Annotated in this window: 21 protein-coding genes and 1 riboswitch; of the genes, 2 read left to right on the top strand and 19 right to left on the bottom strand. The window is 55.4% G+C overall.

The window, feature by feature from the left end; genetic code table 11:
* Positions 1–36: 36 nt before the first annotated feature.
* The 13 genes from F560_RS0105255 to F560_RS0105315 form a co-directional block, all read right to left on the bottom strand.
* The gene (locus tag F560_RS0105255; RefSeq protein ID WP_019004671.1) at positions 37–804 is read right to left on the bottom strand and encodes an ABC transporter permease subunit; all 768 of its coding nucleotides are present in this window, start codon (positions 802–804) and stop codon (positions 37–39) included.
* Entirely contained in the window at positions 801–1,673 is an 873-nt protein-coding gene (locus tag F560_RS0105260; RefSeq protein ID WP_019004672.1) for an ABC transporter ATP-binding protein, read from the bottom strand. Before F560_RS0105260 ends, F560_RS0105255 begins: the two co-directional genes overlap by 4 nt.
* Positions 1,670–2,371, bottom strand: coding sequence for a thiaminase II (gene tenA, locus F560_RS0105265; protein WP_051088299.1), 702 nt, complete (start codon positions 2,369–2,371; stop codon positions 1,670–1,672). The genes F560_RS0105260 and tenA overlap by 4 nt, the downstream gene beginning before the upstream one ends.
* On the bottom strand, positions 2,344–3,654 hold the full coding sequence (locus tag F560_RS0105270) for an acetylornithine deacetylase (RefSeq protein WP_019004674.1): 1,311 nt from the start codon (positions 3,652–3,654) through the stop codon (positions 2,344–2,346). The genes tenA and F560_RS0105270 overlap by 28 nt, the downstream gene beginning before the upstream one ends.
* A 76-nt stretch (positions 3,655–3,730) precedes the next feature.
* Positions 3,731–3,840: riboswitch (TPP riboswitch) on the bottom strand.
* A gap of 91 nt (positions 3,841–3,931) precedes the next feature.
* Positions 3,932–6,943, bottom strand: a complete 3,012-nt coding sequence (locus F560_RS0105275; RefSeq protein ID WP_019004675.1) for a glucosidase family protein — start codon at positions 6,941–6,943, stop codon at positions 3,932–3,934.
* A gap of 14 nt (positions 6,944–6,957) precedes the next feature.
* Positions 6,958–7,794 carry a carbohydrate ABC transporter permease gene (locus F560_RS0105280; protein ID WP_019004676.1) on the bottom strand — a complete coding sequence of 279 codons (837 nt, stop codon included), beginning with the start codon at positions 7,792–7,794 and terminating at the stop codon, positions 6,958–6,960.
* A 20-nt stretch (positions 7,795–7,814) separates the two neighbouring features.
* On the bottom strand, positions 7,815–8,732 hold the full coding sequence (locus F560_RS0105285; protein ID WP_019004677.1) for a carbohydrate ABC transporter permease: 918 nt from the start codon (positions 8,730–8,732) through the stop codon (positions 7,815–7,817).
* A gap of 19 nt (positions 8,733–8,751) precedes the next feature.
* Positions 8,752–10,113, bottom strand: a complete 1,362-nt coding sequence (locus F560_RS0105290; RefSeq protein ID WP_019004678.1) for an ABC transporter substrate-binding protein — start codon at positions 10,111–10,113, stop codon at positions 8,752–8,754.
* Between the two features lie 33 nt (positions 10,114–10,146).
* On the bottom strand, positions 10,147–10,893 hold the full coding sequence (locus tag F560_RS0105295) for a sugar isomerase domain-containing protein (RefSeq protein ID WP_019004679.1): 747 nt from the start codon (positions 10,891–10,893) through the stop codon (positions 10,147–10,149).
* On the bottom strand, positions 10,890–11,870 hold the full coding sequence (locus tag F560_RS0105300) for a BadF/BadG/BcrA/BcrD ATPase family protein (protein ID WP_019004680.1): 981 nt from the start codon (positions 11,868–11,870) through the stop codon (positions 10,890–10,892). Before F560_RS0105300 ends, F560_RS0105295 begins: the two co-directional genes overlap by 4 nt.
* A gap of 31 nt (positions 11,871–11,901) precedes the next feature.
* On the bottom strand, positions 11,902–12,573 hold the full coding sequence (locus F560_RS0105305) for an N-acetylmannosamine-6-phosphate 2-epimerase (RefSeq protein ID WP_019004681.1): 672 nt from the start codon (positions 12,571–12,573) through the stop codon (positions 11,902–11,904).
* Positions 12,574–12,617: 44 nt separating this feature from the next.
* Positions 12,618–13,499 carry a MurR/RpiR family transcriptional regulator gene (locus F560_RS0105310; RefSeq protein WP_019004682.1) on the bottom strand — a complete coding sequence of 294 codons (882 nt, stop codon included), beginning with the start codon at positions 13,497–13,499 and terminating at the stop codon, positions 12,618–12,620.
* A gap of 178 nt (positions 13,500–13,677) precedes the next feature.
* Positions 13,678–14,292 carry a TetR family transcriptional regulator gene (locus F560_RS0105315; protein ID WP_019004683.1) on the bottom strand — a complete coding sequence of 205 codons (615 nt, stop codon included), beginning with the start codon at positions 14,290–14,292 and terminating at the stop codon, positions 13,678–13,680.
* A 246-nt stretch (positions 14,293–14,538) separates the two neighbouring features.
* On the opposite strand from F560_RS0105315, the gene F560_RS26420 reads away from it, so the two are divergent.
* Positions 14,539–14,661 carry a hypothetical protein gene (locus tag F560_RS26420; RefSeq protein ID WP_281167162.1) on the top strand — a complete coding sequence of 41 codons (123 nt, stop codon included), beginning with the start codon at positions 14,539–14,541 and terminating at the stop codon, positions 14,659–14,661.
* A 108-nt stretch (positions 14,662–14,769) separates the two neighbouring features.
* Here F560_RS26420 and F560_RS0105335 read toward each other — a convergent pair whose 3' ends face one another.
* The 3 genes from F560_RS0105335 to F560_RS0105345 all read right to left on the bottom strand — a co-directional run bounded on the left by F560_RS0105335 (position 14,770) and on the right by F560_RS0105345 (position 18,536).
* Complete coding sequence (locus tag F560_RS0105335) at positions 14,770–15,786, bottom strand: cytochrome d ubiquinol oxidase subunit II (protein WP_019004687.1); 1,017 nt, start codon at positions 15,784–15,786, stop codon at positions 14,770–14,772.
* Positions 15,787–15,800: 14 nt separating this feature from the next.
* Positions 15,801–17,135 carry a cytochrome ubiquinol oxidase subunit I gene (locus tag F560_RS0105340; protein ID WP_026298108.1) on the bottom strand — a complete coding sequence of 445 codons (1,335 nt, stop codon included), beginning with the start codon at positions 17,133–17,135 and terminating at the stop codon, positions 15,801–15,803.
* A gap of 147 nt (positions 17,136–17,282) precedes the next feature.
* Positions 17,283–18,536 carry an RICIN domain-containing protein gene (locus F560_RS0105345; RefSeq protein ID WP_019004689.1) on the bottom strand — a complete coding sequence of 418 codons (1,254 nt, stop codon included), beginning with the start codon at positions 18,534–18,536 and terminating at the stop codon, positions 17,283–17,285.
* A gap of 368 nt (positions 18,537–18,904) precedes the next feature.
* Here F560_RS0105345 and F560_RS0105350 point away from each other — a divergent pair, with 368 nt between their 5' ends.
* Positions 18,905–19,669, top strand: coding sequence for a YheC/YheD family protein (locus F560_RS0105350; protein WP_019004690.1), 765 nt, complete (start codon positions 18,905–18,907; stop codon positions 19,667–19,669).
* 114 nt (positions 19,670–19,783) lie between these two features.
* Here the strand turns inward: F560_RS0105350 and F560_RS24140 are convergent, their stop codons facing one another.
* From F560_RS24140 to F560_RS0105365, 3 genes are read right to left on the bottom strand one after another with little or no spacing between them, the layout of a single operon-like run.
* Positions 19,784–20,641, bottom strand: a complete 858-nt coding sequence (locus tag F560_RS24140) for a PhzF family phenazine biosynthesis isomerase (RefSeq protein ID WP_156828900.1) — start codon at positions 20,639–20,641, stop codon at positions 19,784–19,786.
* Positions 20,642–20,677: 36 nt separating this feature from the next.
* Positions 20,678–22,252, bottom strand: coding sequence for an ATP-binding protein (locus tag F560_RS0105360; protein ID WP_083932006.1), 1,575 nt, complete (start codon positions 22,250–22,252; stop codon positions 20,678–20,680).
* On the bottom strand, positions 22,182–22,577 hold the full coding sequence (locus tag F560_RS0105365) for an ATP-binding protein (protein ID WP_019004692.1): 396 nt from the start codon (positions 22,575–22,577) through the stop codon (positions 22,182–22,184). The genes F560_RS0105360 and F560_RS0105365 overlap by 71 nt, the downstream gene beginning before the upstream one ends.
* Positions 22,578–22,942 lie beyond the last annotated feature (365 nt).

Genomic DNA, 22,942 nt, shown 5'->3' on the forward strand with positions numbered 1-22,942 from the left:
TATGATTTTCTCGATTCTTAACGCTCGTCCGGGGCTTTACCGCCCTTGCTCCCCGGGGAAACGGCCGCTTAGAACGGCCCGTTCGGCCAGCCTTGCGGCCAGAAACAGCAAGATGCCCATGAGCGACAGCAGCAGCACGCCGGAAAACACCGCCTCCGCCCGCAGCATGTTGGAAGCCCGCTTCGTATACATGCCGAGACCCGACTCCCCGCCCAGCCATTCGCCAAGCGTCGCGCCGCCGACGCTGATCGTGGCCGCCATCTTCAGGCCGGTAAAAAATCCGGGCAGCGCCGACGGCAGCTTCCATTTGAGAAACAAATCGCGTTTGCGCGCCCCCATCGCCCGCATCAGATCCCCGATCTCGGGGTCGGCCGAGCGGAACCCGTCCGCCGTATTGACCGCAATCGGGAAAAACGTAAACAAAATGACGACGGCCACTTTGCTCCACACTTCGTACCCGAACCACAGGACCATAATAGGCGACAGCGCGATGATCGGGATCGTCTGGGAAGCCACGATGAGCGGGTACAGCGTTTTTCGGGCGAGCCGCGAGCCTTCGATCCACACCGCCGCCAGCGTGCCGAGCGCAACCGACAGCCCGAGCCCGAGCAGCGCCTCTCCCAGCGTGACGGCGAAGTGCCCGGCCAGCGTCTGCCGGTTGTCCCACATGGACACGAACACGTCCGACAGCTTCGGAATGATGTAATGCGGAATGCCGAGCAGCATCGTTCCCGCTTCCCACAGCGCCGCAATCAGCAGAATGAAGGTTCCGGCCGGCAGCGCGGCCGACGCTTTCCGCATCATCGGCGATCCCCTCCCGAGCCGCGCGTTTCTCTTCCGAGCAGCCGAAGCAGTTCGCGCTTCATGCGGATAAAACGCTCTTCCAAAACGGCGCCGCAGTCCCGCGGCCGCGGCAAATCGACGGCGATTTCCGAGAAAGCGGAAACCGGCGAGGCCGACGCCGCAAGCACCCGGTCGGACAGCAGCAGCGCTTCGTCGACGTCGTGGGTGATGAACAGGATCGTTTTGCGGTGGCGTTCCCAGATTTGCAGCAGCCACTCCTGCATGCCGGCCCGGGTCATGGCGTCCAAAGCGCTGAAGGGCTCGTCGAGCAGAAGCAGCTTTCCGCCGCCCAGCGTGGCGCGCAAGAACGAAACCCGCTGGCGCATCCCTCCGGACAGTTCGTGCGGATGCTTCCTTTCCGTCCCTTCCAGCCCGAAGACGGGCAGCAGCTCCAGCGCCCTGTGCCTTGCTTCCCGCTTCGGCGTTCCCCGCAGCTCCAGGCCGAGCGCGGCGTTGTCCAGCACCGTCCGCCAGGGCAACAGGCTGTCCCGTTGGGGCATATAGCCGATGTGGCCGAGCCGGCTTGCTTCGGCAGCCGCCGCGCGTTCTTCGCCGACGGCAATCGTGCCCGCCTGCGGAGCAAGCAGCCCGGCAAGCAGCCGGAACAGCGTCGTTTTCCCCATCCCGCTCGGCATGACGAAGGAAACAAACTCGCCTTCCCTGACATCGAAATCGAGCCCGGCGAACAGAGGCTCCGCCCGCGAAAAGCCGTACGTCAATCCGCGAACCGACAGAATAGCCGGACGGACGGAAAGCCGAGACCCGCTGCCGCCGGTCCCGCCCGGTTGCGTGCCGGCCCGCTCCTCCGCCTGCACCTGCAACCCGCTCATACCGGCCACTCCTCTTCCCGGTACGCCATGTCCCAGAACAGGTATTCGAACTTGGAGGCGACGACGAACCGTTCCTCCAGCACGGCGAGCTCCCGCTCCGGCAGCCCTTCGGCCAGACTGTCGATCAGATCGATGCACCAGTCGGTCAGCTCGCCGAACTCGTCGGAGCTGTACATCAGAATCCACTCGCGGTACAGCGGATGGTCCAGCGCGCCCGGAACCCGGGCGAAGGCGCGGCCGATCTCCCGGTAGCTCCACATGCAGGGAAGCAGCGCGGCGACCAGTTCCGCCAGCGAACCGTTATGGGCCGCGTCGAGCATGTACTTTGTATACGCGATCGTCGTGGGGGAAGGAACCGTCGCCGCAAGCTCCTCCCGCGAGAGGCCGAAGCGTTCCGCATACCGGCGGTGCAGCTCCATTTCCACGTTCAGCGTGGAATGGAACAGCTCGGCGAACTTGCCCATCGTCTCCAGATCCCGCGCTTTCGCGCCTCCGAGGGCAAACATCTTTGCAAAATCGATCAAATAGACGTAATCCTGCCTTAAATAGTAGATGAAGCGCTTGGGATCGAGCGTCCCGTCCCGCAGCTCCGTCAAAAACGGGTGCCGGTGGCTGCTTTCCCACACCTGCTGCGCCGCACGGTACAATCTGTCGCTAAAACGGTTCCCGCTCACTTCGCGTTCATCTCCTCTCCGCATGCCGGCTTCGGCCGGTTGCACCAGTCCGCGATAAAGCCGATCATCACCTTCGCGTAATCCACAAGCTCGCGCATGTCCACGCTCTCGTCCACCGCATGCGCCTGCTCCAGCCGCCCCGGCCCGTAAATGACGGTCGGAATGCCCGCCCGGCCCAGCCAGCCCGCGTCCGTCACGCTCGGGCTCATCCCGACTTCGGGCGCCGATCCGAGCGCCGCCTCGTGGCTGGCCAGCAGCGCCTTGAAGCCGTCATGCTCCGTATTCAGCTCCAACGCGGGGAAGATTTCGCCGCGCTCTTCCAGCATCGATCTTCCGCCCCACCGGAAGGCCGGGGGATGCTCTCTCAGCCACGGGTCCGCCAGCGCGGCCCGAAGCAAATGCTCCTCGATCTCCGCTGCGACCGTCTCGTAATCTTCGTTGGGATAGAAGTGTACCGTAATCCACAGCGCGCACCGGTCGGCGACAAACGCGGCATGGCGTCCGCCCTCGATGACGGCCGGATTGATCGTGTTCGACCCGGGCGCAAAGCCGGGATAGCTTTTCGTCACGGCCCAATGGCGCTCCAGCTCCTGAAGCGCGCCGATCAGCTTCGCCATCTTCTCGATGGCGCTGGCGCCAAACTCGCCGCCGCCCGCATGGATCAGGCGCCTGCGCATGCCGTCGTGCCAGGTCACCGGGCTCTCCACCGTCACCCAACCGGTGATCACCCCGCCCTGGCCCTGAATCGCGAGCGCGCTCGTATCGGCCACGACCGCAAAATCCGCGCTGCAGCCTCTTTCGATGCAGGCGCGCGTTCCCGCTTCGCCGGCCTCCTCGCCGATCACCGACTGGAACAGCAGGTCGCCTTTGAGCTCGACCCCCGCCTCCGTCAGCAGCTTGACGGCGAACAGCAGGGCGGCGAGCCCTCCCTTCATGTCGGCGGTTCCCCTGCCGTACGCGCGGCCGTTTTCCAGCGCGAGCTTGAACGGGTTTCGCCGCCACTGGCGGTCGTCTCCGACCTCCGCCACGTCCACGTGTCCGTTCAGCAGCAGGCTGCGATACGCCTCCCTTCGGGTGCCGGGCCGAACCGCCGTCACGTTCGGGTCGCCCGGATACACCTCCCACAGCTCCGTCTCGAAACCGCACGCCTGAAGATACCGCGCGATAAATTGCTGCGCCTCGGACGTATTGCGCGCGGGCGGGCTTACCGTCGGAAAAGCGACCAGTTCCGCGAGCAGCGCGAACAATTCGTCCTGCCTTTCCTCCGCCTGGCGCTGCGCGAGCGCGATCGAATCTTGCGTTTTCACTGTCTTCCAAACTCCTTTCTTGGAGCTGGGCGCAGAGCCGGACAACAAAAAAACCATTCGAGAAAATACACGAATGGCTACAATTCGATACATTCTCTACGCCAGCATTACCTGGATCAGATTAACGGTCAGGGACATACGGTCCCAATCTCAGCCGGACTTCATCCAGCCCCCGTAGTCATATGAAATTAGTTACAATATAGCTCATGCGCTTCTATTTGGCAAGAGTTTCTCATTCGACATGCGTATGCCGGTTAGACCGGCGAAGGAGGGCGGCCTATTTTTCGATTGCGAAAACGGCGCGCTTCACCGTGCCGGGCAGCGGATACCCCCATTCGTCCAATGCCGCAACCGATAGTTCATACTCGTAGCCCCGCTTGAGATCTTTGAGCGGAAGCTGCCATTTGCCACTGTTGCGGACATGAATCTTTTCCCTGCCCAGCGAAGTTCCAAATTTCTCCCGCCACTCGATCAGCACGTATCCGGTTCCGCTTGCGGTTCCTTTGGCGATAAGCCTGTGTCCAGCCGTTAGGGAGCCGTCACGGGGTGTATCAATGGAAACGGCAGCGGAAGGAGGCGCATGCTTCACGATATTCGCGGCCAGCATGGCATAGCCCGCATGTTCGACCGTCCATCCTGCCGGCAGCTCGCCTTCTTTGCAGGCGTTCAGCAGACGGCCCAAATAGTCCGACGCGCTTGTCACGTCGCCGATTAAAGCCGCCGTATAGGCAACGGACGCATCTAAAGGCGACAGTATCCTTTGCTTCGCCCAATTCGGGAAGCTCCGGTTGTAAGCCGCATACAACCGCTGCGCAGCGTCTCCTGCGATCGGAACAACGCCCGTGTAAATCGGGGCCAACTGCTCCACGGCATCCTGCTTGACCGTCCAATCGGGCGGGGTTCTCTGCCGGCGTTCGTCCAAAGCGGAATAGTACCAACCTTCTTCCCCGTTCCAAAGCTGTCTTTGGATTCCCTGGTTCAGCGCATCCAGAAAGCTTTTGAAGTAGGCCGCCGGCCCATCCGCTTGAAATCGGTTCGCAAACAGCCAGACGCTGTCCGACATGCCTTTGGAAACCAGCGCGTTATCGGAAAGCCGCTTCACCTTCTCTCCGGGTAGCTTCCACATCAGGCCGTCGGCATCCTGGGAACGCATGATCCCGACTCCGCCCGTCATCAGGTCCAAATTGGACTGAGGCAGCTTGAACTCGCCCGTTTTTTCGTAATATGCCCGCAGCAGCGATAGGAAGGTGGCCAGATTCGGGCTCGCGCTGTCATACCCTCCGGTCGACATCCACTGGCCCGTCTCCGGGTTCAGGCGGAATTCGTCCATCGTTCCGTAAATGCCGTACCGGTCTCCCCAATTCCAGTGGGCCGTATACCAATCGATGTATTTCTTTACGTCAGGTATTGTCTCATGACGAAGCAGCAACCCAAGCATGCCGATATTGGAGGCGGTCGGTACGATGTTTTGTCCTTTTTCGTCAAGGGCGACCGCTCCGTCTGCCAATTGGCGATCCGCGATCCACGCGGCCATACGGTCCATAAGATCGTCGGCCATCGACAACGCTTCATGCGATACGGAAACGGACGCGGGCGCGGTCTTCACCACATCATGGCCGAGGGTAATGAACGCCCAGACGGATATCCGGTCGAGTCCTTTCTCCAAGCCGAGCAAGGTCAGCACGCCTTGTCCGTCAATCTCGGCCAAGTCCGGTCGGTCGGTTTGATAGGCGATTTTCGCATCCGACAAATCCACTGGCGTTTTCCCGTCTTGCCCGTAGGCAACTGCTTTTAACTTGCTGGACTCCTCGCGATGCAAGACATCCCGATCGCTTAGCACGACCGCTTTGCCGATCTTAGGACCGTTGCCGACTTGCACGTGAACGGTAAGGGAGGCTGTCGCAACCGCGTTGCCGAAGCGGTCTTTGGCAGCCGCTTCGACGAAGTAGGTTCCGTTGACCAAGCCGTCGAGGGCGATTTGCCATGTTCCGTTTTGGACCGTTGTCCGGAACGTTTGGGTCTGCCGGGTCAACGAATGATTCCATTGCATCTCCACTTCATGCACACCCTCGGCCGTTCCGGAGACGGTATACGGCATTGTAAGCAGCGCATCCCCGTCCTTCAGGTTGGACAGGCTCCAGGATTGGGGTTCCGGTTGCCGTTTCTTCATGTGAGCGGCGGCCAGCATGGTGACGCCGCTCTCCATCACGTACCAAGGCCAAGGATGGTTTCGGTCGATGTAGGTATCCTTCACCGATTGCAGAAAGAGGTCGACGCGCGCCTTATCTCCCATGATTGCGGCCGTATAAGCCAAGAGCGCCCATGGAAAGGCATCGCCTTTGGTTAACTGGGGCCAACCCGGGTGATGCGCATTAAACGTATTGTACAGCTGCAGCGCGCGCTCGCTGTCCGGCGCCAGCACGCCCGTCCAGATCGGGAACAACTGGGCGGCCGCATCGGCGTAAAAGCTGTTCCAATCCGGGAAGAGCAGCGTACCGTCCTCCATTTTCGCATAGGCGTACGCGTTTCTGGATTCGGACCAAAGCCCGTTTTGAATGCCCGTCCATACTTCTTCCTTATGCTGCCGGTACCGGGCCGCGGCCGCTTCGTCCCCAAAGACGTTCGAGCAAATCCATTCCATGTCCCGAAGGCCCTTGTAAACCTCCGTATTGTCCATGAGATATTTGACCCGATAGGCCGGTTTGGCCCACGTCAAGCCGTCCGATTGCTGGGTTGACAGCATGGCTCCGGCGACCAGATGAATGTCTTCTTTATGCTCCAAAAGATAGGCCGTATCGCCGGTCGCTTCGGCATATTTGCGAAGCAGGTTGATAAACGTGGAAGCGTACGAATCGGTCGAATCGAAATCGTGGGTCGCGGTTTCCGTGGTTTTGTCGGTTTCGACGACATAGTCGAACACGGATCCGGCGGGCACGGTCTCGGTCGCCGTACGGTTCATATGGGAAAAATACCAATTCATATAGTTTCGGACGACCGGCGCATAGCCGGGTTGTTCCAACAGGCCCAACAAGCCCATATTCGTAAAATACGGAATGACTTTGTACTTGCCGTCATAATTGGCAATCGGCGCGCCGTATGTCGGAATGGCGCCGCTTGCAAACGGCAAGCCGGCGATCCAGCCGGCTTCTTGTTCCAGAATAGTGTCATACAGCTCCGACGAGGAGGAAACATCAGTATACGAGGGCTGCGCATGACTGACGCCCGCTTGGGTCCACACCAGCAAAAAGCTTAACACCGACACAACCGCTTTGACCGGCTTCCCGAACATGAATCATTCTCCTTTCATCCTTTGATCGCCCCGGATGTAATCCCTGCGATGAATTGCTTTTGCATCGCGATATAAACGAGAATGACCGGCAGCACCATCAGAGAGGTTGCCGCCATCAACAGTTCGTACTGGGTCGTATATTGTCCGACGAACACGGAAAGTCCCATTTGGATCGGCATCAGCTTCGTCTCCGAAAACAGCACGAGCGCAAGCATAAACTCGTTCCACACCGACAGCGTGTTCAGGATGACGATTGTCGCAATGGCGGGACGGGCGATCGGGAGCAGCAAGCTCCAATAAATGCGGAAGCTGGCCGCTCCGTCGATGATGGCCGCTTCTTCAATCTCTCTGGACAGTTCATCGAAGAACGATTTCAGAATGAAAATCGAGACCGGCAGCGCCGTCGCGACCATCGGCAGCATATAGCCGATCCTCGTATTCGCCAATCCGAGATGGCTGACCACGATATAGATCGAGATGAACGCCCCCGGAATCGGGATCATGAGCGTCGCCATCATGCCGAGGTAGATGGCTTTTTTGCCCGCCATATCGAGCCGTGAAATCCCGTAAGCCGCCAGCGTTGAGACCAGGACCACCCCCGTTACGACCACGGCGCTGTAGAGGACGCTGTTCCACGTATATCGGCTGAATCCTCCGGCCGTCCACGCTTCCACGTAATTGCCGAAGTTCAACGCATTACGGGGGATCAGGCTTTTGTTCGTATAGATTTCATTCTTTTCCTTCAGGGATGTCGAAAGCATCCATACGAGCGGGAAAATCGATACGACCGCCCAAGCCAGCAACAACAGATGGATGGCGCCCTTGGTCAACCGTTCGCCCGCTTTCCCCATGCGGTTCCCCTCCTCCGCCGCTATTCTTTGTTCCGGGATAATTTGAGCTGAATCAACGAAAGAATGAACAGCATGACGCCGAACACGATCGAGAACGCGCTGGACATGCCGAAATCGGAATTCGTGAACGCTTCGCGGTAGATGCGCAACGCAGGAACTTCCGTCGTATATCCCGGTCCGCCCATCGTCATCGCATACACCTGGTTAAAAATGCCCAAGGCTCCCAGTATCGTTAAGATGTTGACCATCGTGTACACGCTGCGGAGAGAAGGAACCGTGATGTACCGGAGCTTTTGCAAGCGGTTGGCGCCATCGATTTCCGCCGCCTCGTACCATTCTTTCGGGATGCCTTGCAGACCCGCCAAAAACAAGATGAACGAACCGCCGACGCCCTGCCACATCGAGCTGACCGCTACCGCATACAGGGCCGTGTCCGTCGAACCGATCCATGCGTGTGTATAGCCGCCAAGACCGATGCCTTGCAGAAACGCGTTCAAAATGCCCTTCGGGTCGTAGATCCATTTCCAGACGTAACCGACAACGATGCCGGAAAGAATCGGGGGGATGTAGAACACGACCCGGTAGATTTGGTTTCCGCGGATGTTGGCATTCACCGCCACGGAAAGCAGCAAGGCGATCGAATTCATGAAGATCAGCGACAGGAGAGCGAAAACGCCCCCGTTCCCGACAGCCTGCCACCACTGCGAATCCGTGAGCGCGCTGCGGTAGTTGGCCAGACCGACATAGTGAAAATTCGGGTTGATGCCGTTCGCGTCGGTAAAGCTGTACTGCACGGTTTTGACGATCGGAAAAAGAGAGAACACCCCAAAGAGCGCCAAAGCCGGCAAGACGTACAGCAGGTTGAAATACCGGCGGCAGGCGAGCTTTCGGCTTTTCCGTTTGACAATTGGCGCGTTAGGCAGGCTGATCGGATTCATCGTTACCCTCGCTTGGAAGTTATTTCTTCTCTTTCAACGCTTTTTGCAGCGCTTCGTCCATTTGCTTCAACACTTTGTCCGGCGTCGACTGCCCGATTACAATCAACTGGACGCCTTTTTGCATGGCGGTGTCGACGTTCGGACTCGGATAGATGCCGGCGGATTCATAGACATGCTGCATGCCGAGCGAGAAGTTGCGCAACGCGGAGGACATTTCCCCTTCCGATTTCGCCGCTTCCATGTTGGCCGGCAGGTTGAAGCTCTTTTCCGCGTATTTTTGCTGCTGCTCTTTCGCCACCAGATAGTCGACAAATTTCAAAACGGCGTCCTGGTGTTTCGTTTTCTGGCTTACGACAAGCGGCACGCCGATGCCGCCTGTAATTTTCACTTCATGCGCGGCGTCGGCAGGCTTCGGCGGCATGAACACGTCGTAATGTTGGAAGTTCGGATCCATCTGGTTGAATACGCCGATCGCCCAAGAACCGTCAAAGATCATGGCCACTTCTCCGTTAACGAACATTTGCTCCGCTTTCGGCAAATCCATCGTGGCGATTCCTTCGGCAAACGCCTTATGTTTGTACAGGTCTTCGAAGATTTTCAACACGTTTTCGTAGCCGGAGCCGATCAGCGGTTCCTTGCCTTCCTTGACGCGAATCAGCTTCTCCTCTCCCAAGTAGGCGAATTCATAAGGAGCCGCCATCGGCCCTATCACCCATGAACCGATACCGGTCGCAAACGGCGTGATCCCGGCCGCATTCAGCTTGTCGACAGCTTGCAAAAGCTGCTCCCACGTTTGGGGCGGCTCCGTAATGCCGGCTTGGGCGAACAGATCCTTGTTGTAAATAAACTGCATGTTGTTCGTGTCCATTGGCACCGCATACGTTCCGTAATCCTTCACGTTAAACGGGTTGCCTTCCCGGTAGCTGTACGCTTTGACGACCGATTCGGGGAATTTCTTGAACGTGTCGCCCATTTTGCCGCCAAGCTCCATCACGCTTTTCGTTTCGATCAGCTTCGCAAGATCGCCCGCACCGCCGAAATAGGTCATCAAATCAGGCAGCGAGTTCGTTTGGGCGGAAGCGATGATTTTTTGCTTGAAGCCGTCTCCCCCGAACAATTGCACATCGACTTCAATGCCGGTTTGGCTTTTGAAATCGTTGGCCATGCCGACGAGCAAGTCGTGACGGTCGTTTAAATAATGCCAGAACACGATTTTTTCCCCGGTTTTCTTCTGGCTGTCCGTCCGGTCTGAAGGCGACGGGCTGCCGCCGTTATTCTGTGAAGCGCTTTCATTTTGGCCGGACGCGCATCCTGCCGCGATCGCAAGGATGAGCGCCAAGACCAACAGCGATAGCCATCCCGGTTTTCTTCTCTCTATCATTGAAAGGACCTCCTCCGCCATGATAGACTGAGTTTAGTACGTGATTTTTCGGTGGGCGTACTGTTCTACGATTTTTCGGTTGTGCTCGTCGCTTCCGTCGACATTGGCGCTGATGAACACCGGCGGTGTATGGCCCGCTTCGATGAGACGCGCAATGATTTCGACCGTTAACGATTGCGCGATCAAGGCACCGACGACACTGGAAGCCGAGCCCGTTTTTTCATGCAAATGCGGAATATCGAGAAGAACGTCCCCGTACGGGCAACCGTTGTCGATGACGATATCCGCGATTTCATACAGCTTCTTTCCGCTCGGATGGCGGCTATCGGTTCGGACCGAATGCGCGAGCGACGTGACGGCAATGACCGGAATGCCTCTTTTTTTGCACTCCAGAGCCAGCTCGACGGGAGCGCCGTTTCGCCCGGAATTGGAGACGATGATAAAGGCATCCTCCGGCAGCACCTCGTGCAGACGCAGAAGGCGGTGCGCCGTTTCCGGGTCCCGTTCCAATTCAACCAGGTTGATCCCCCGAGTCCCTTCCAGCAAGGCGATATCTTCCAGACCGAGAAGCTTCATCGGCGCAAGCCCGCCCGCGCGGCCGCACATCTCCATTCCGAACGCCCGGGAATGCCCCGCCCCGAACACATGGATGATCCCTCCTTGCAGCAGACAATCCGCCAGCCGTATGGCCGCTTCCCGAATCGCATCGAGTTGTTGGGTACGCACATGGTTGACGATTCCCAAAATGGTCTCAAAGACAGACTCCGCTCCGATCTTCATGCTTCTCCTCCTTGTAAAGCCCGATCCATGGCCGGCAAATGGATTTCCGTCGCCAAGGCTTGCGCCGCCAGAATCAAGGCGCCGATAATCGGCGGGTATTGCGGATCGCAAACCTCCACGGCAGGGTCGTATGCGCGCAGCGTTTCCTCCAGGCTGCGGCGAACCCACAACGCGGATTGGAACACGCCTCCCGTCGGGTACACTTTCCTGACGCGGGACGCTCGCGGAGAACCGGCCATTTGCGTCAAGACGGATACCGCCAGCTGCCCGAGCTCCGATCCCGCTTGCCAAAGCACGGATTGCGCGACTGCATCCCCTTCGTTTGCCGCCGTCTCCACCAGAACCGCCAAGCCCGCAATATCGCCCCGATGAATGTTGCCGGCATGGACCTGTTTTTTTACGCCCCAATATGACGCTTCTCCGAAATGATTCAAAATCCGGCCGTACAAAACAGTCTTCGGGCCCAAGCCGTTGCCGTACCGGATACCGGCCTTGATCGCCTGCAGACCGATCCAGTACGCGCTGCCTTCGTCGCCCAAGATATGGCCGTAGCCTCCTGCAACATACTCGTTTTCTCCGTCGCAGTAATACCCTATACTACCACCTCCTCCAATAATCACAACGCCGTCGTTTCGCCCGCCGGACGCTCCCGCCAGGTTGGCCTTCACGTCGCCCTCCACCGCTACCCGTTCCACGCGGATGCATTCCTGGATCCAGTTCTTGATCATGTCCTCATGCTCTCTGTGAACGCCGCTGATGCTGACAAACGCCATATCGACCGTTTGGGGAGGGTTGGCGGTGCGGCCAAGAAGCGTCCGAACGGATTGCTGGATGCCTTGCTTGGACCTGATCTGCCCATCCAAGGTCAACATGTGATCGATGGGCGGACCGCTTGCGATGAGACAACTTCCGTTCTCCTGATCGTAAAGACATGATTTCGTCGACGTTTGGCCGCCGTCTATTCCCAGCAGGTACATGTTCTTTGATCCCTCCGCCGAAGCAGCGCTTCTAGATTGCCCGGACGAACCGCGCCGCCACTTCCCACGGCGCCGTTATCGAAGTTCCCACCACGACGCTGTGGGCGCCGCGGACACGGATCGCCTCCCGGACTTCCTCCGGCTTGGAGAATCGCCCTTCTCCCACAACCGGAAGGCTTACCGTTTGCACAAGCCGTTCGATCAGGTCCAGGTCCGGTCCTTCCGTTTTGACCGTATATTGCGTGTAGCCCGCCATCGTCGTCGCGACAAGGTCAGCGCCGCACCGTTCCGCCCGCACCGCTTCCTCCACATTCGAAATGTCAGCCATTACAGGCAGCCCCAATTCGAAGCGGATCGCCTGGATAAGCTCGAGCAGCTCTTGTTCATCCTGCCTGGCTTCAAAGGTGGCATCCAAAGCGATAATGTCGGAGCCTGCATCGGCCAGGATTTTAGCGCTTTCAAAATCGGGTGTGATGATGCGCACGCCCCGCTTATCCCGTTCCTTCAAAATGCCGATCATCGGCAGCGGAACGGTTTTCTTGATCTCCCGAATGTCGTCCGGCCCATTGGCCCGGATTCCTCCCGCGTTAGCCATAAGCGCGCATTCCGCCATCGCTCGCATCATTTTGGGATCGCCGTAAAAAGGCGTCCCCGGCCACGCCTGACAAGAGACGATGAGCTTGTTTTTCAACGATTCCAGCATCCCTGATCACCTCAATGAAGATCGGAATCCGGCGCTGCCCGGAGTTAGTACAGCTTGTCGAAGATGGATTCCGTCGTTTTCCAGAACTTTTTTGGGGCGCTCGCGTTTTGTTCCGCCAAATACAACGTCAGGCTGACCGTCAGCAGTTCAATCACATACAGGATGGACGCTTTGCTTTTGAAGCTTTCCACGATGTAGGACAACCCCCGCTGCATGCATACAAGCCGAATATCCGATACTTCCGTGATAGGGGATTTGCTCTGTCCCGTAATGCACACGGTTTTCGCTCCCGCCATACGGGCGGATTGCAATGCCGACACGACATCCTTCGTGCTGCCTTGCTGCGAGATGGCAATGGCAACGTCGCGTTCGTCCAGATGAGCGGCGGAAATCGACTGCATGTGAATATCGATATGCGCGTCAACCAAAAGTCCAAGCCCCGTTAGCTTGATTTTCAGCAAATGCGCCATCGGCCCGGATTCGCCCAGCCCGAAGATGAGGATTCTTCTTGCGGACGCAAGGCTCTTCACGGCCTCTTTTAAGGCTTCGTGATCCAGATTCATCGCAGCGTCCTGGACGCTGTTGGCGGCGATTTGCGCCATCTTCTTGGGAAGGCTCGCCGCTTCGTCTTCCGTGCTATTGGCGGCATTGACCCGCTCCGTGTCCTGGGCGAGCCGGATCTTTAATTCCTGAAATCCGTGCAAGCCGATTGTCCGGGAAAAACGCGTGACCGTAGACTGCGCGATCTGCAATTCCTCGGCCACTTGCGTAACCGAGTTGTATATGATTTTTTCGGGATAGTTCAATACAAAATCGGCAATCCGTTTTTCCGTAGCGCTTAACTTGCCGTAAGAACTTTGGATTTTGGAAAAAACAGTTGAACCGTCGGAAGCGTGGTCGTTTTCTTTGAGGTTTTGATCCGTCATATGGAAATGACCTTCCTAACCTGGGTGGAATGGTTATTTTTAGTATAGGGGAACGGAATCCGATTTTGCAAGGAATTTTTTTCGATAAATCTTTATTAAATAAATATTTTTTCGATATTTGTCCAAAGAAAGGGGATCGCCGATTGAAACTGTTATCATCGCATCGGTACGGGATCTGTCAGTCGGCGTTCCGAAGATCGACAATCAGCCTCAGCCCATCGTTAAAAAGATCGTCGACCGTGCGGCCGGAACCGAAATATTCTTCGATGCCGGCCATCATGTAGGGATGGTCTTGTTTGAACCGTTCCGCATCGAAGCGCTCCAATCCTTCCTTCGGCGGAGGCGATTGCTCTTCGATGACGCGGCCGAAGGTATAATGCACGGCGGTCAGCACGATCAAGCGGGATTCCCTCAAACTCACGCCGGCCTCGCAAAGCGTCTTGATGGCCGCCTCGGATAGATCGGCCATGGTCAACGACAAATGAGCCCCGGCGACAACGCGTCCCCCATCGGTATAAGCGAGCATGGCTTTCCGCAAGCGATTAAGCAAAGCGATCAGCCATTCTTTCCAGCTCTCCCCCTCGCCCCGCGGCTTAATTTCGGCAAATTCCTTTTGGAGTATCGCTTCGGCTATTTCATTGACCAGAACGGCTTTGTTTTTAAAATGCCAATACAAAGCGGGCGCCTGCACGCCCAGCCTGGATGCCAGCTTTCGCAGGGTAACGCCTTCCAGACCGCTTTCATTCAGCAAGCTTAACGCTTCCTGGAGGATATCCTCCTTGTTAAGTGCCATCGATTCCTCTCCCTAACGTCAAACGTATTACTTGACATTATAACACAAACGTTGTACTTTAACGTTGTTAAATTTAACAGTGTAAAGGAGAGTTGCGGGCATGAAAGCAGCGGTACTGCACCATTTTGGGGAGATTCCCCGATACGAGGACTTTATGGAGCCGGTGCCGTCAGAACTTCCGGACTCGAAATATTCGGGGCGGGCGCGCGGATAACGCCAGAGGCCATTCAAGAGGACACTCGGCAAGTGTGGGATTGGATAAAGTCGGGGAAGCTCCGCATGGACATTGAAACCGTCGCGCTCCAGGACATTGAAAGCGTATGGAAACGCGACGATTTTAACGGCAAAAGAGTCGTGATCGTCATTTAAACGGACATTTCAGCCGCTAAACGAAATACCTTGCGAGGGACGCCAAAAGCAGCAAGGCGATGCCGAAACAAAGGCGCGTCAGCCATTTTTCTTGCCGATCAAACGCGTTCACGACAGTTCCCCCCTCACATACCGGGCGTTGAACAAAAACAACCTGAGCAGCAGAATGAGCGACGGGACCAGCAGAACGAAACCCGCGACAAAGGCGACGACCAGCGCGCGCCCCATAGCCGGATTCGTCGCGCCGCCGTACACCGTCAAGTAAGGGTACAGCAAATAAGGGAGATGGGAAATGCCGTAACCGAAAAAAGCGAAGGCGAACTGCAGCATCACCATGACAAACGCGACGCCGTAGGATTTTCGCCGCCAAATCAGCCAAACCGCGATCGCGAAGCTGACGAGCGAGAGCCCGAACATCCACCATACGTCGAGCGTGCGCCGAAAATGCTCCAGATTGTGGTTTCGAAGCGCAATGAACACAAACAGGCTGGAAATTATCGTCGGAATGCCTCCCCACAAAGCAAACCGGCGCATCTGTTCGAGCGCTCTCGCATCGTTCGCGCGAGCCGCGTAATACGTCAAAAACGTCGAGCTGATGAACAACACGCTGGACATGGCAAGCAGCACAACCGCCCAGGAGTACGCGCTGTAAAACAGCTCCTCCAGCAGCAACACGACCCGATTTCCCTGAACGGACAAAAAGCCTCCCTCCGAAATCGTGAACACCGTGGACAACGAGGCCGGGATCAGCAGCCCGGTGGCTCCGTAAGCGAGCAGGTAGAAGGAATTATGCTTCGCGCCGTAATTCGCAAACGCATAGAACGAGCCCCGAATGGTGAGCAAAACGAGCGCAATGCTGCCGGGAATCAGCAGCGCCGTTCCGTAATAATAAGCCGTTTCCGGAAAGAAGCCGACGATGCCGACGAAGAAAAACACAAGAAAAACGTTGGTCACTTCCCAGACCGGGGACAAGTACCTGGAAATTACGGGGGCGATGACGGACTCCAACCCGCTTATCCGGCTGTAATAAGCGTAAAATCCCGCGCCGAAATCGATGGACGCGACAATCAGGTAGCCGTACAGAAAGCTCCAAAGAACGGTGATGCCAAGCTGTTCGATCGACATGTCCGGCTCCCTCCTCACAAGATGATGCGGCGCGTCTGCAGTTCCAGCTCGGCCGGCTTGTTGCGAAACAAGCGGACAAGCACGAACAGGCACACGATGCCGAGTACGGCATAAAGGCCGGCAAACAGCCAGAACGTAACGCTAACGTGGGGATTGGTCGTCGCCGCATCGGAAACGCGCATATAACCCCTCAAAATCCAGGGTTGTCTTCCGACCTCCGCATAAAACCATCCGAGTTCGATGGCAAGCAAGGACAGCGGTCCTCCCGCCAAAATGGCCGCCAGCATCCAGCGGTTGTAGGCATGGCGCCGTTTCAGCCGCAGCAGCGCAACAAAAAGAACGGGGACGGCCAGCAAATAAAACCCGATAACGACCATGGCGTCAAACAAATAATGCACATAGAGCGGAGGCCATTCGTCCTTCGGAAATTCGTTCAGGCCGGCCACAACCCCGTCGGAACGATGGGTCGCGAGCAGACTGAGCGCCCAAGGAATTTCAAGAGCCCCGGTAACCTCTTGCGTTTCCGGGTCCACCTGGCCTCCGATAAGCAGGGGAGCCCGGCTGCCGGTGTCGAAATGCCACTCGGCGGCAGCGAGCTTCTCCGGCTGCTCTTGGGCCAGAAACCGGGCGGACATATCCCCGATTCCGATCGTAAGGGCCGCCAGGAGAAGGCCTGCCGTCATGTTCAGGCGAATCGATTTCCGGTAATAATCGTCCATTCGGCCCCTCAGCATCGCGAAAGCGGCAATCATGGCCAACAGAAACGCGGCTGTCAAATAGGCGGAAGACAAGACGTGCGCCACCTTCGACGGAGCCGCCGGATTGAACATGGCGGCGAGCGGATCGATGTGCGTCAGCCTCCCGTTTTCGAGCGTGAATCCTTGCGGCGTATTCATAAAAGCGTTGACGGTTGTAATAAACAGCGCGGAACCCGATGAACCGATCAGAATCGGAAGAGTCAGCAGCCAATGGATATACGGATTGGAGAACCGGTTCCAGGTATAGAGATAGATGCCGAGAAAGATGGCTTCAAAGAAAAACGCAAACGTCTCCATAAACAGCGGCAAACCGATCACGTTGCCTGCCAATCGCATGAATTCCGGCCACAACAGGCTGAGCTGAAGCCCGATGCAGGTTCCGGTTACGACGCCGACGGCCACCGTGATCACAAAGCCGCGCGCCCATCTCCGGGCCATTAACGAATAATGCGCATCCTTCTTCCGAATCCCCATCCATTCGGCCAATGATATGAATACCGGAATGCCCACGCCGACCGTCGCAAACAGAATATGAAAAGCCAGCGTCATCTCCGTTAATCCGCGGCTCCAATCCACCGTTGCCAACACGATTCCCCCTCGACACCCTAACGGGGTGCCTGCTGTTTCCTCATATGGTACCTATACCCAAAAACTTTATGTATGCGGTACGTTTGCGTACAGAGGAACAGCGGCCGACTCCCCTTCGGGAATCGGCCGCTGCCGGCCTGATCCGAACGATTATTGCAATCGGATCAAATTCCACTTTTGCGCGCCGGTGCCGTTGTCCGTCCAGATTTGGACGTTCGTGCCGTCGGCCGTTCCCGACGAGGCGACGTCCAGCGCTTTGCCGCTGTTCACGTTGATGAGCTTATAGGAACCGTCCGCGTTCCGGATGATGTTCCACTTCTGCGCGCCGTTGCCTAGGTCGGTCCAGACCTGCACGTTCGTGCCGTCGGCCGTTCCCGATCCCGCCACGTCGAGCGCCAGGGCGCTGTTCACGTTGATCAGCTTGTAGGAGCCGTCCGCGTTGCGGTAGATGGTCCATTTTTGCGCGCCGGTGCCATTGTCCGTCCAGATTTGAACGTTCGTGCCGGGCGCCGTTCCGGCTGACGCGACATCCAGCGCTTTGCCGCTGTTCACGTTGATCAGCTTGTAGGTTCCACCGGAGACGATGTCGCCGGAAGGCGGCGGCGTGCCTCCGTCTTGATACACCCTTACGTAATCGACGAACATTTTCGCCGGGAAAACGGTGGAAGCATCGGGCGAACCCGGCCAGTTGCCGCCGACCGCCATGTTCAGCAGAATGAAATGCTCCTTATGGAACTCTTCCGTCGAATTGATGTTGTTCTCGATGTTGGCTTCCTTGAACTGGACGCCGTCGATAAACCACTTGATCGCGCTGGGCGTCCATTCGATGGAATAGACGTGATACTGGGTCACGTCGATCGTATGGCTGGGTCCGCCGTACGAAGCATGGCCGTTGGCATCCCAATGGATATACCCGTGCGTGTTGTTTTCGTTGTTGACATGCTCCATGATGTCGATTTCGCCGCTTTTGGGCCAGCCTACCGTTCCGATATCCGCGCCCAGCGTCCAGAAAGCCGGCCACAGGCCTTGACCCTTCGGCAGCTTGATTCGTGCTTCGATCCTTCCGTACTTAAAGCTTTTCTTCCCTTGCGTCTTCAAGCGGGCCGACGTGTAGTTCATGCCGCCGTAGGATTCCTTCCTGGCTTCGATGACCAGGTTTCCGTTTTCGATTCTGGCGTTCTCCGGGCGGTTGGTGTAATACTCCAGTTCGTTGTTCCCCCAGCCTCCGCTACCGGTGCCGATCTCGAACGTCCAGTTGTTGGTGTCGATAGAGGGTCCGTTGAATTCATCGCTCCATACCAGATTATAGGCCGCATTCGCCGTTGAGATGGGGAATAACGTCGCCACGAGCGCCAGCACCGTAAGAAAGACAAACGACTTTGCACCCTTGAATAAACGGTTCATAATTTCCCTCCTAATGGTTTTGGGATAAAGCTTGCGGGTTACCGTATGCGTTGTGAGAGGACGTGCAACCCCCCACCTCCTTCGCAAAATGTAATTGATCCCATATTTTTGAAGCGCTTCCACTAACCTGAGTGTACCACGAGGGACATAACAATAAAAATAGGTAGTTAATCCTAAATTAGGAAAGAAGATGCTAAGCATTCCGGCGCGGTTTTGTCGAAATTAGAGGGGGATCTGTCGGTTCATATCCCTTGCGAAGAATCGATTCGGCCGCCACGGCGCGAGCCTTTATTCGGATTCTCCTCGAATGCCCGATCGGGCAGGCCGCCGCATTACATATACTGGCGAAGTGTGGGAGGTGAGAGAACATGATAACATCCGCGCGAAAGAACGTCTTGAGCAAGTGGCTCAAAACGAAGGCGCTCCTCAAAGACCCGAAAATCCGCAAGCTGGTGCCGGAAACCCGCAGGATGAACGAGAAAACGCTCCGTTCGATGCTGAACCGTTACGCCATGGTTTATGTCAAGCCGGTTGCGGGCACCTACGGCAATGGAGTTATGCGCGTGGAACGCGCCAACGGCGTGTATACGTATCAAACGGGGGAAAAAAAGCGCACGTTCGGCTCCTTCGCTTCTCTTTACCGCTCCATTCTTCGCCATAAGCGCAAACGCCCCTATTTGGTTCAAAAAGGCATCCGGCTCTTGAAGTACAAAGGCCGCCGATTCGATATCCGCGTCATGGTCCAGCGCAATCTTCAGGGAACTTGGGAGAAGACCGGCATCATCGGGCGAGTGGCCCATCCGCGAAAAATCGTCACGAATTACCACAGCGGCGGCAAACCGATGGAAGTTCGGACCTTGTTGAATACTCTCGTTTCCGGCAATCGATTGGCCCGAATCGAGAACCGCCTCTCCCGGGCCGGGTACGATGCCGCCAAAGTTCTCAGCCGCACGTATCCCGGACTGAACATGATCGGGGCGGACATTGGCTTGGACGCCCATTTTCGCCCGTGGATCATCGAACTGAACACGAATCCCGACCCTTATATTTTCAGGCATTTGAAAGACAAGCGCATCCCGCGCAAGGTCCTCCGTTACGCCAGGGCATTAAAACGAATACCGCCGGCCAGGTAAAGCCGGCGGGTTCTTGAAAAGCCGGCTCAAGTAATCGCCTCCGGCGAACCGGTTGCCGAGCAGAGGCCCGAATACGATAGAATCCCTCTTGCGCGGACAGGGAGAATCAAACCTCTAACTGTCGACACAGGAGGGATTTCTCGTGGAAAAAACCGGGTGGGAGGCAGCGGCCGACACGACGGCAACCTTTATACTAATACGCCCTTCATGGTGGTTACGGCTTGTCCGGAGATCGTGATTGATTCTTTCTTGCCCGACGGATAATCTTAACGTGCCTTGGCGGGCGGATAATTGAATGGCCTTCAAATTCCTCCGGTTCAATTTCCGCATCCAAAAAGGCCCCAAACAACAATGAGCCGCTCCGGTAACCGGATCTTCATCAATGCCGACAGCGGGACAAAAGCATCTGGATACAAAATCGTATTCCGGATTGCTGGATTTACTGGTCACAATGATCCCGTTCGTGTCAACGTTCTTTAACCGATGCAAATCGGGCTTCAAATTTCGTACGACTTCTTCGTTCTCGACCTCGACCAAATAATCCAGTCTGCTCTTTCCGACGTAAGCAAACGGCACGCCTAACCCTTCAATGAGTTCCCGCGGAGGCGGACACTCGGATGCGATCTCCAACGGAAAGTCCATGTGAATCCAATCGCGCTCCTTTCTCGCGGCGATCGGCCCGCTCTTGGTCAGGAAAGAGATTTCTGTCTCCGTGCAGATCTTTTCTTCCCATAAAATATGGGCGCTCGCAAGCGTTGCATGCCCGCACAAATCCACTTCCGCTTGAGGCGTAAACCACCTAAGCCTGTAGCCTTGACGTTCCTTATATAAAAAAGCGGTTTCGGAACAATTCATTTCGTTGGCCACTTGCTGCATCCATTCATCCGGCCGGATCGTATCAAGCAAGCAAACGGCAGCCGGATTTCCGCGATAGGGCCTATTCGTAAAGGCATCCACAATAAGAATATTCATGACGTTTCACCTCCGGGATCTTCTCCAAGAAATGGCCTATTGATATTCCTCCAAGGCCTGTTGCAACGATGCTTTGGTGTCGACCTTCTCGGTAAAGGGAATCCCCAATTCGATCATGGTGTTTGCAATTTCAGGACGAATGCCAGTGATAATCGCTTTACATCCGAGCAAGCCAATTCCCTCTACAATTCGGAACAAATGTCCCACCACAGCCGTATCCATAAACGCAACGCCGGACAAATCGATAATAATTTTTTGGATTTTCAAGGTGGCGATTTGATTTAATGTCCGTTCCTGGACTCTTTTAGCCCGATAGGTGTCCAATGTGCCGACAATGGGCAGCACCGCCATCGAAGAGGATAAAGGAATAATGGGGACGGACAATTCATCGATCGTTTCGCGGTGGGAACGAAGCAATTCATCCTTGTACTCGATATAGCTCGAAAAATAATGGAAAATATAATGATCCAACATAAAATTGGTTTTGATTCCGAGTTGAAACACACCCTCCATGTCAAGCTCGACGTGCTTATGATAGTTATGCAGGAAATTCCAATATAATTTACGAAACGCCTGAAGCAATTCCAGTTTTAAGACTAAGGGAAAGTCGTTCTGTGCGCCATTCTTTCCGAGTTCCTTGGCGAGCATAGTCAGCTCATGCTGACGATCTTCCACCAAGAGCTTTGCCATTTTTTCGAAAATCTCATGTACATTGATTTTATACATGGAATTTTTAACCAATTGAATCGTATCTCGGGTCTCTGAAGTAAACAACTCATTAAAACGATCCTGGTTCAGCAAAAAATATTCTTTAAAGCTTTGACCTTTTACATATTGCAGTTCCAAATTCATCGCTCCAATCTGTTCGATCATTTTCGTTTGAAATTGAATGGTAAATGTCGTTCCGATTCCTTCTCTGCTTTTTACATCGATTGTACCTCCATGTTGGTAGATGGTCGAATAGACCTGCGTCAGCCCCATTCCCGTGCCTTCATCCTTCGTTGTAAAGAAAGGGGTACCTAACAGTTGAAGCTTTTCTTTAGGTACCCCAACCCCTGTATCCGTAACGCTGACATAAATAAAGTCGCCCATACGGTAATGCTCGATGGTAATGGTCCCTTCATTGGGAATGGCTTCAAACGCATTTTTCAAGAGATTAAAAAACGCTTTCTTTAACTGATTTCTTTTCCCATAAATGATTTCATCACTATTGCGAAATTTCTTTGCAATTTGAACCCGATAGATTTGATCCTGAAACAAATAAAGCAAAGACTCCAATTCCGAACAAAGATTAATCGCAATACAGGACTCATCTTCCAAGTCGGGCTTCGACACCTGCAATAAATCGTGCAACGTAGAGATTGCCTGTTCCAATTCCGAACAAGCAAAATCCAAATAACTATGGGAAACCTCCCTTTGCAGCAATTGCAGAAATCCCTTCACTGCCGTTAATGGATTTCTCACTTCGTGCGCGATTCCCGCAGCTATTTGACCTATGGAAGCAAGACGGCTTAATGTATCGTCCGTTTGAGTTGCTTTTTTAGTTTTTTCCTGTCCATTTGGTTGCAACGATTTTCGTTCCTCTCGTCGAAGTCTCAATCTGAAATTCATCCATTAATCTCTTCACACCGGATAATCCGAGTCCTAGTCCACGCGAAGACGATCCCTTTTTGCCATTTAACACTTCATCTATATTGGGAATTCCCGGCCCTTCATCGGTCACGGTAAAACGGATTCCCTGATTGATTAATTCACAATAAAAAAGCCCTTTGCCGCAAGCATGATCCAAAATGTTTCTTGTTAGCTCCGAAACGCTTACATAAATTCTCTGTTGATCCGACTCGGAAAAAGGGAGCTGCTTCATAAAATGACGAACCGTGCTTAAGGCAAAATAGATATCATCTTCCGAAGAGATGTTCACTTTCTGATAGGTCATCGGCTAAGGAATCCCCCATGCTGCATCGGACTTCTTTTTCATTCGATTGATACTCTGATGATACTCCGAACTGCAATCGCTACCTCTTAATATTTCGATATATACCCCGAATCTCCTACTAGCGCATTGTTATTTTGACCAATTTTCTTCTGTTTCGGCAGAGGTTGCCCTACAGGCCTCCGACCGGATCATAAACGTGTCAATCGTCTGTGAAAATGTCACCTTAACTGTTCTGTGAAAATGTCATATTCCCCCCTGGCCGATTTAAAGGATTATGCGGGAAGCGCGGATCCCCCGTCAAGGGTTGCCTATCGGCAATCGTTTGACGACGACGGCTGCGCCGCCCTTTGACGATGACCCGCTGA

The sequence above is a fragment of the Cohnella laeviribosi DSM 21336 genome (assembly GCF_000378425.1).
In the GTDB taxonomy this organism is placed as follows: domain Bacteria; phylum Bacillota; class Bacilli; order Paenibacillales; family Paenibacillaceae; genus Cohnella; species Cohnella laeviribosi.

What these genes read in the sequence shown, in the direction of transcription:
- F560_RS0105310 (WP_019004682.1), bottom strand. Translation starts at nt 13,499, where the DNA reads ATGACGGATCAAAACCTCAAAGAAAACGACCACGCTTCCGACGGTTCA.
- F560_RS0105360 (WP_083932006.1), bottom strand. Translation starts at nt 22,252, where the DNA reads ATGAATTTCAGATTGAGACTTCGACGAGAGGAACGAAAATCGTTGCAA.
- F560_RS0105275 (WP_019004675.1), bottom strand. Translation starts at nt 6,943, where the DNA reads ATGTTCGGGAAGCCGGTCAAAGCGGTTGTGTCGGTGTTAAGCTTTTTG.
- F560_RS0105280 (WP_019004676.1), bottom strand. Translation starts at nt 7,794, where the DNA reads ATGGGGAAAGCGGGCGAACGGTTGACCAAGGGCGCCATCCATCTGTTG.
- F560_RS0105300 (WP_019004680.1), bottom strand. Translation starts at nt 11,870, where the DNA reads ATGTACCTGCTGGGAATAGACGGCGGCCAAACGTCGACGAAATCATGT.
- F560_RS0105260 (WP_019004672.1), bottom strand. Translation starts at nt 1,673, where the DNA reads ATGAGCGGGTTGCAGGTGCAGGCGGAGGAGCGGGCCGGCACGCAACCG.
- F560_RS0105285 (WP_019004677.1), bottom strand. Translation starts at nt 8,732, where the DNA reads ATGAATCCGATCAGCCTGCCTAACGCGCCAATTGTCAAACGGAAAAGC.
- F560_RS0105335 (WP_019004687.1), bottom strand. Translation starts at nt 15,786, where the DNA reads ATGTCGATCGAACAGCTTGGCATCACCGTTCTTTGGAGCTTTCTGTAC.
- F560_RS0105255 (WP_019004671.1), bottom strand. Translation starts at nt 804, where the DNA reads ATGATGCGGAAAGCGTCGGCCGCGCTGCCGGCCGGAACCTTCATTCTG.
- F560_RS0105365 (WP_019004692.1), bottom strand. Translation starts at nt 22,577, where the DNA reads ATGACCTATCAGAAAGTGAACATCTCTTCGGAAGATGATATCTATTTT.
- F560_RS0105345 (WP_019004689.1), bottom strand. Translation starts at nt 18,536, where the DNA reads ATGAACCGTTTATTCAAGGGTGCAAAGTCGTTTGTCTTTCTTACGGTG.
- F560_RS0105290 (WP_019004678.1), bottom strand. Translation starts at nt 10,113, where the DNA reads ATGATAGAGAGAAGAAAACCGGGATGGCTATCGCTGTTGGTCTTGGCG.
- tenA (WP_051088299.1), bottom strand. Translation starts at nt 2,371, where the DNA reads ATGCGGAGAGGAGATGAACGCGAAGTGAGCGGGAACCGTTTTAGCGAC.
- F560_RS0105350 (WP_019004690.1), top strand. Translation starts at nt 18,905, where the DNA reads ATGATAACATCCGCGCGAAAGAACGTCTTGAGCAAGTGGCTCAAAACG.
- F560_RS0105295 (WP_019004679.1), bottom strand. Translation starts at nt 10,893, where the DNA reads ATGAAGATCGGAGCGGAGTCTGTCTTTGAGACCATTTTGGGAATCGTC.
- F560_RS24140 (WP_156828900.1), bottom strand. Translation starts at nt 20,641, where the DNA reads ATGAATATTCTTATTGTGGATGCCTTTACGAATAGGCCCTATCGCGGA.
- F560_RS0105305 (WP_019004681.1), bottom strand. Translation starts at nt 12,573, where the DNA reads ATGCTGGAATCGTTGAAAAACAAGCTCATCGTCTCTTGTCAGGCGTGG.
- F560_RS0105315 (WP_019004683.1), bottom strand. Translation starts at nt 14,292, where the DNA reads ATGGCACTTAACAAGGAGGATATCCTCCAGGAAGCGTTAAGCTTGCTG.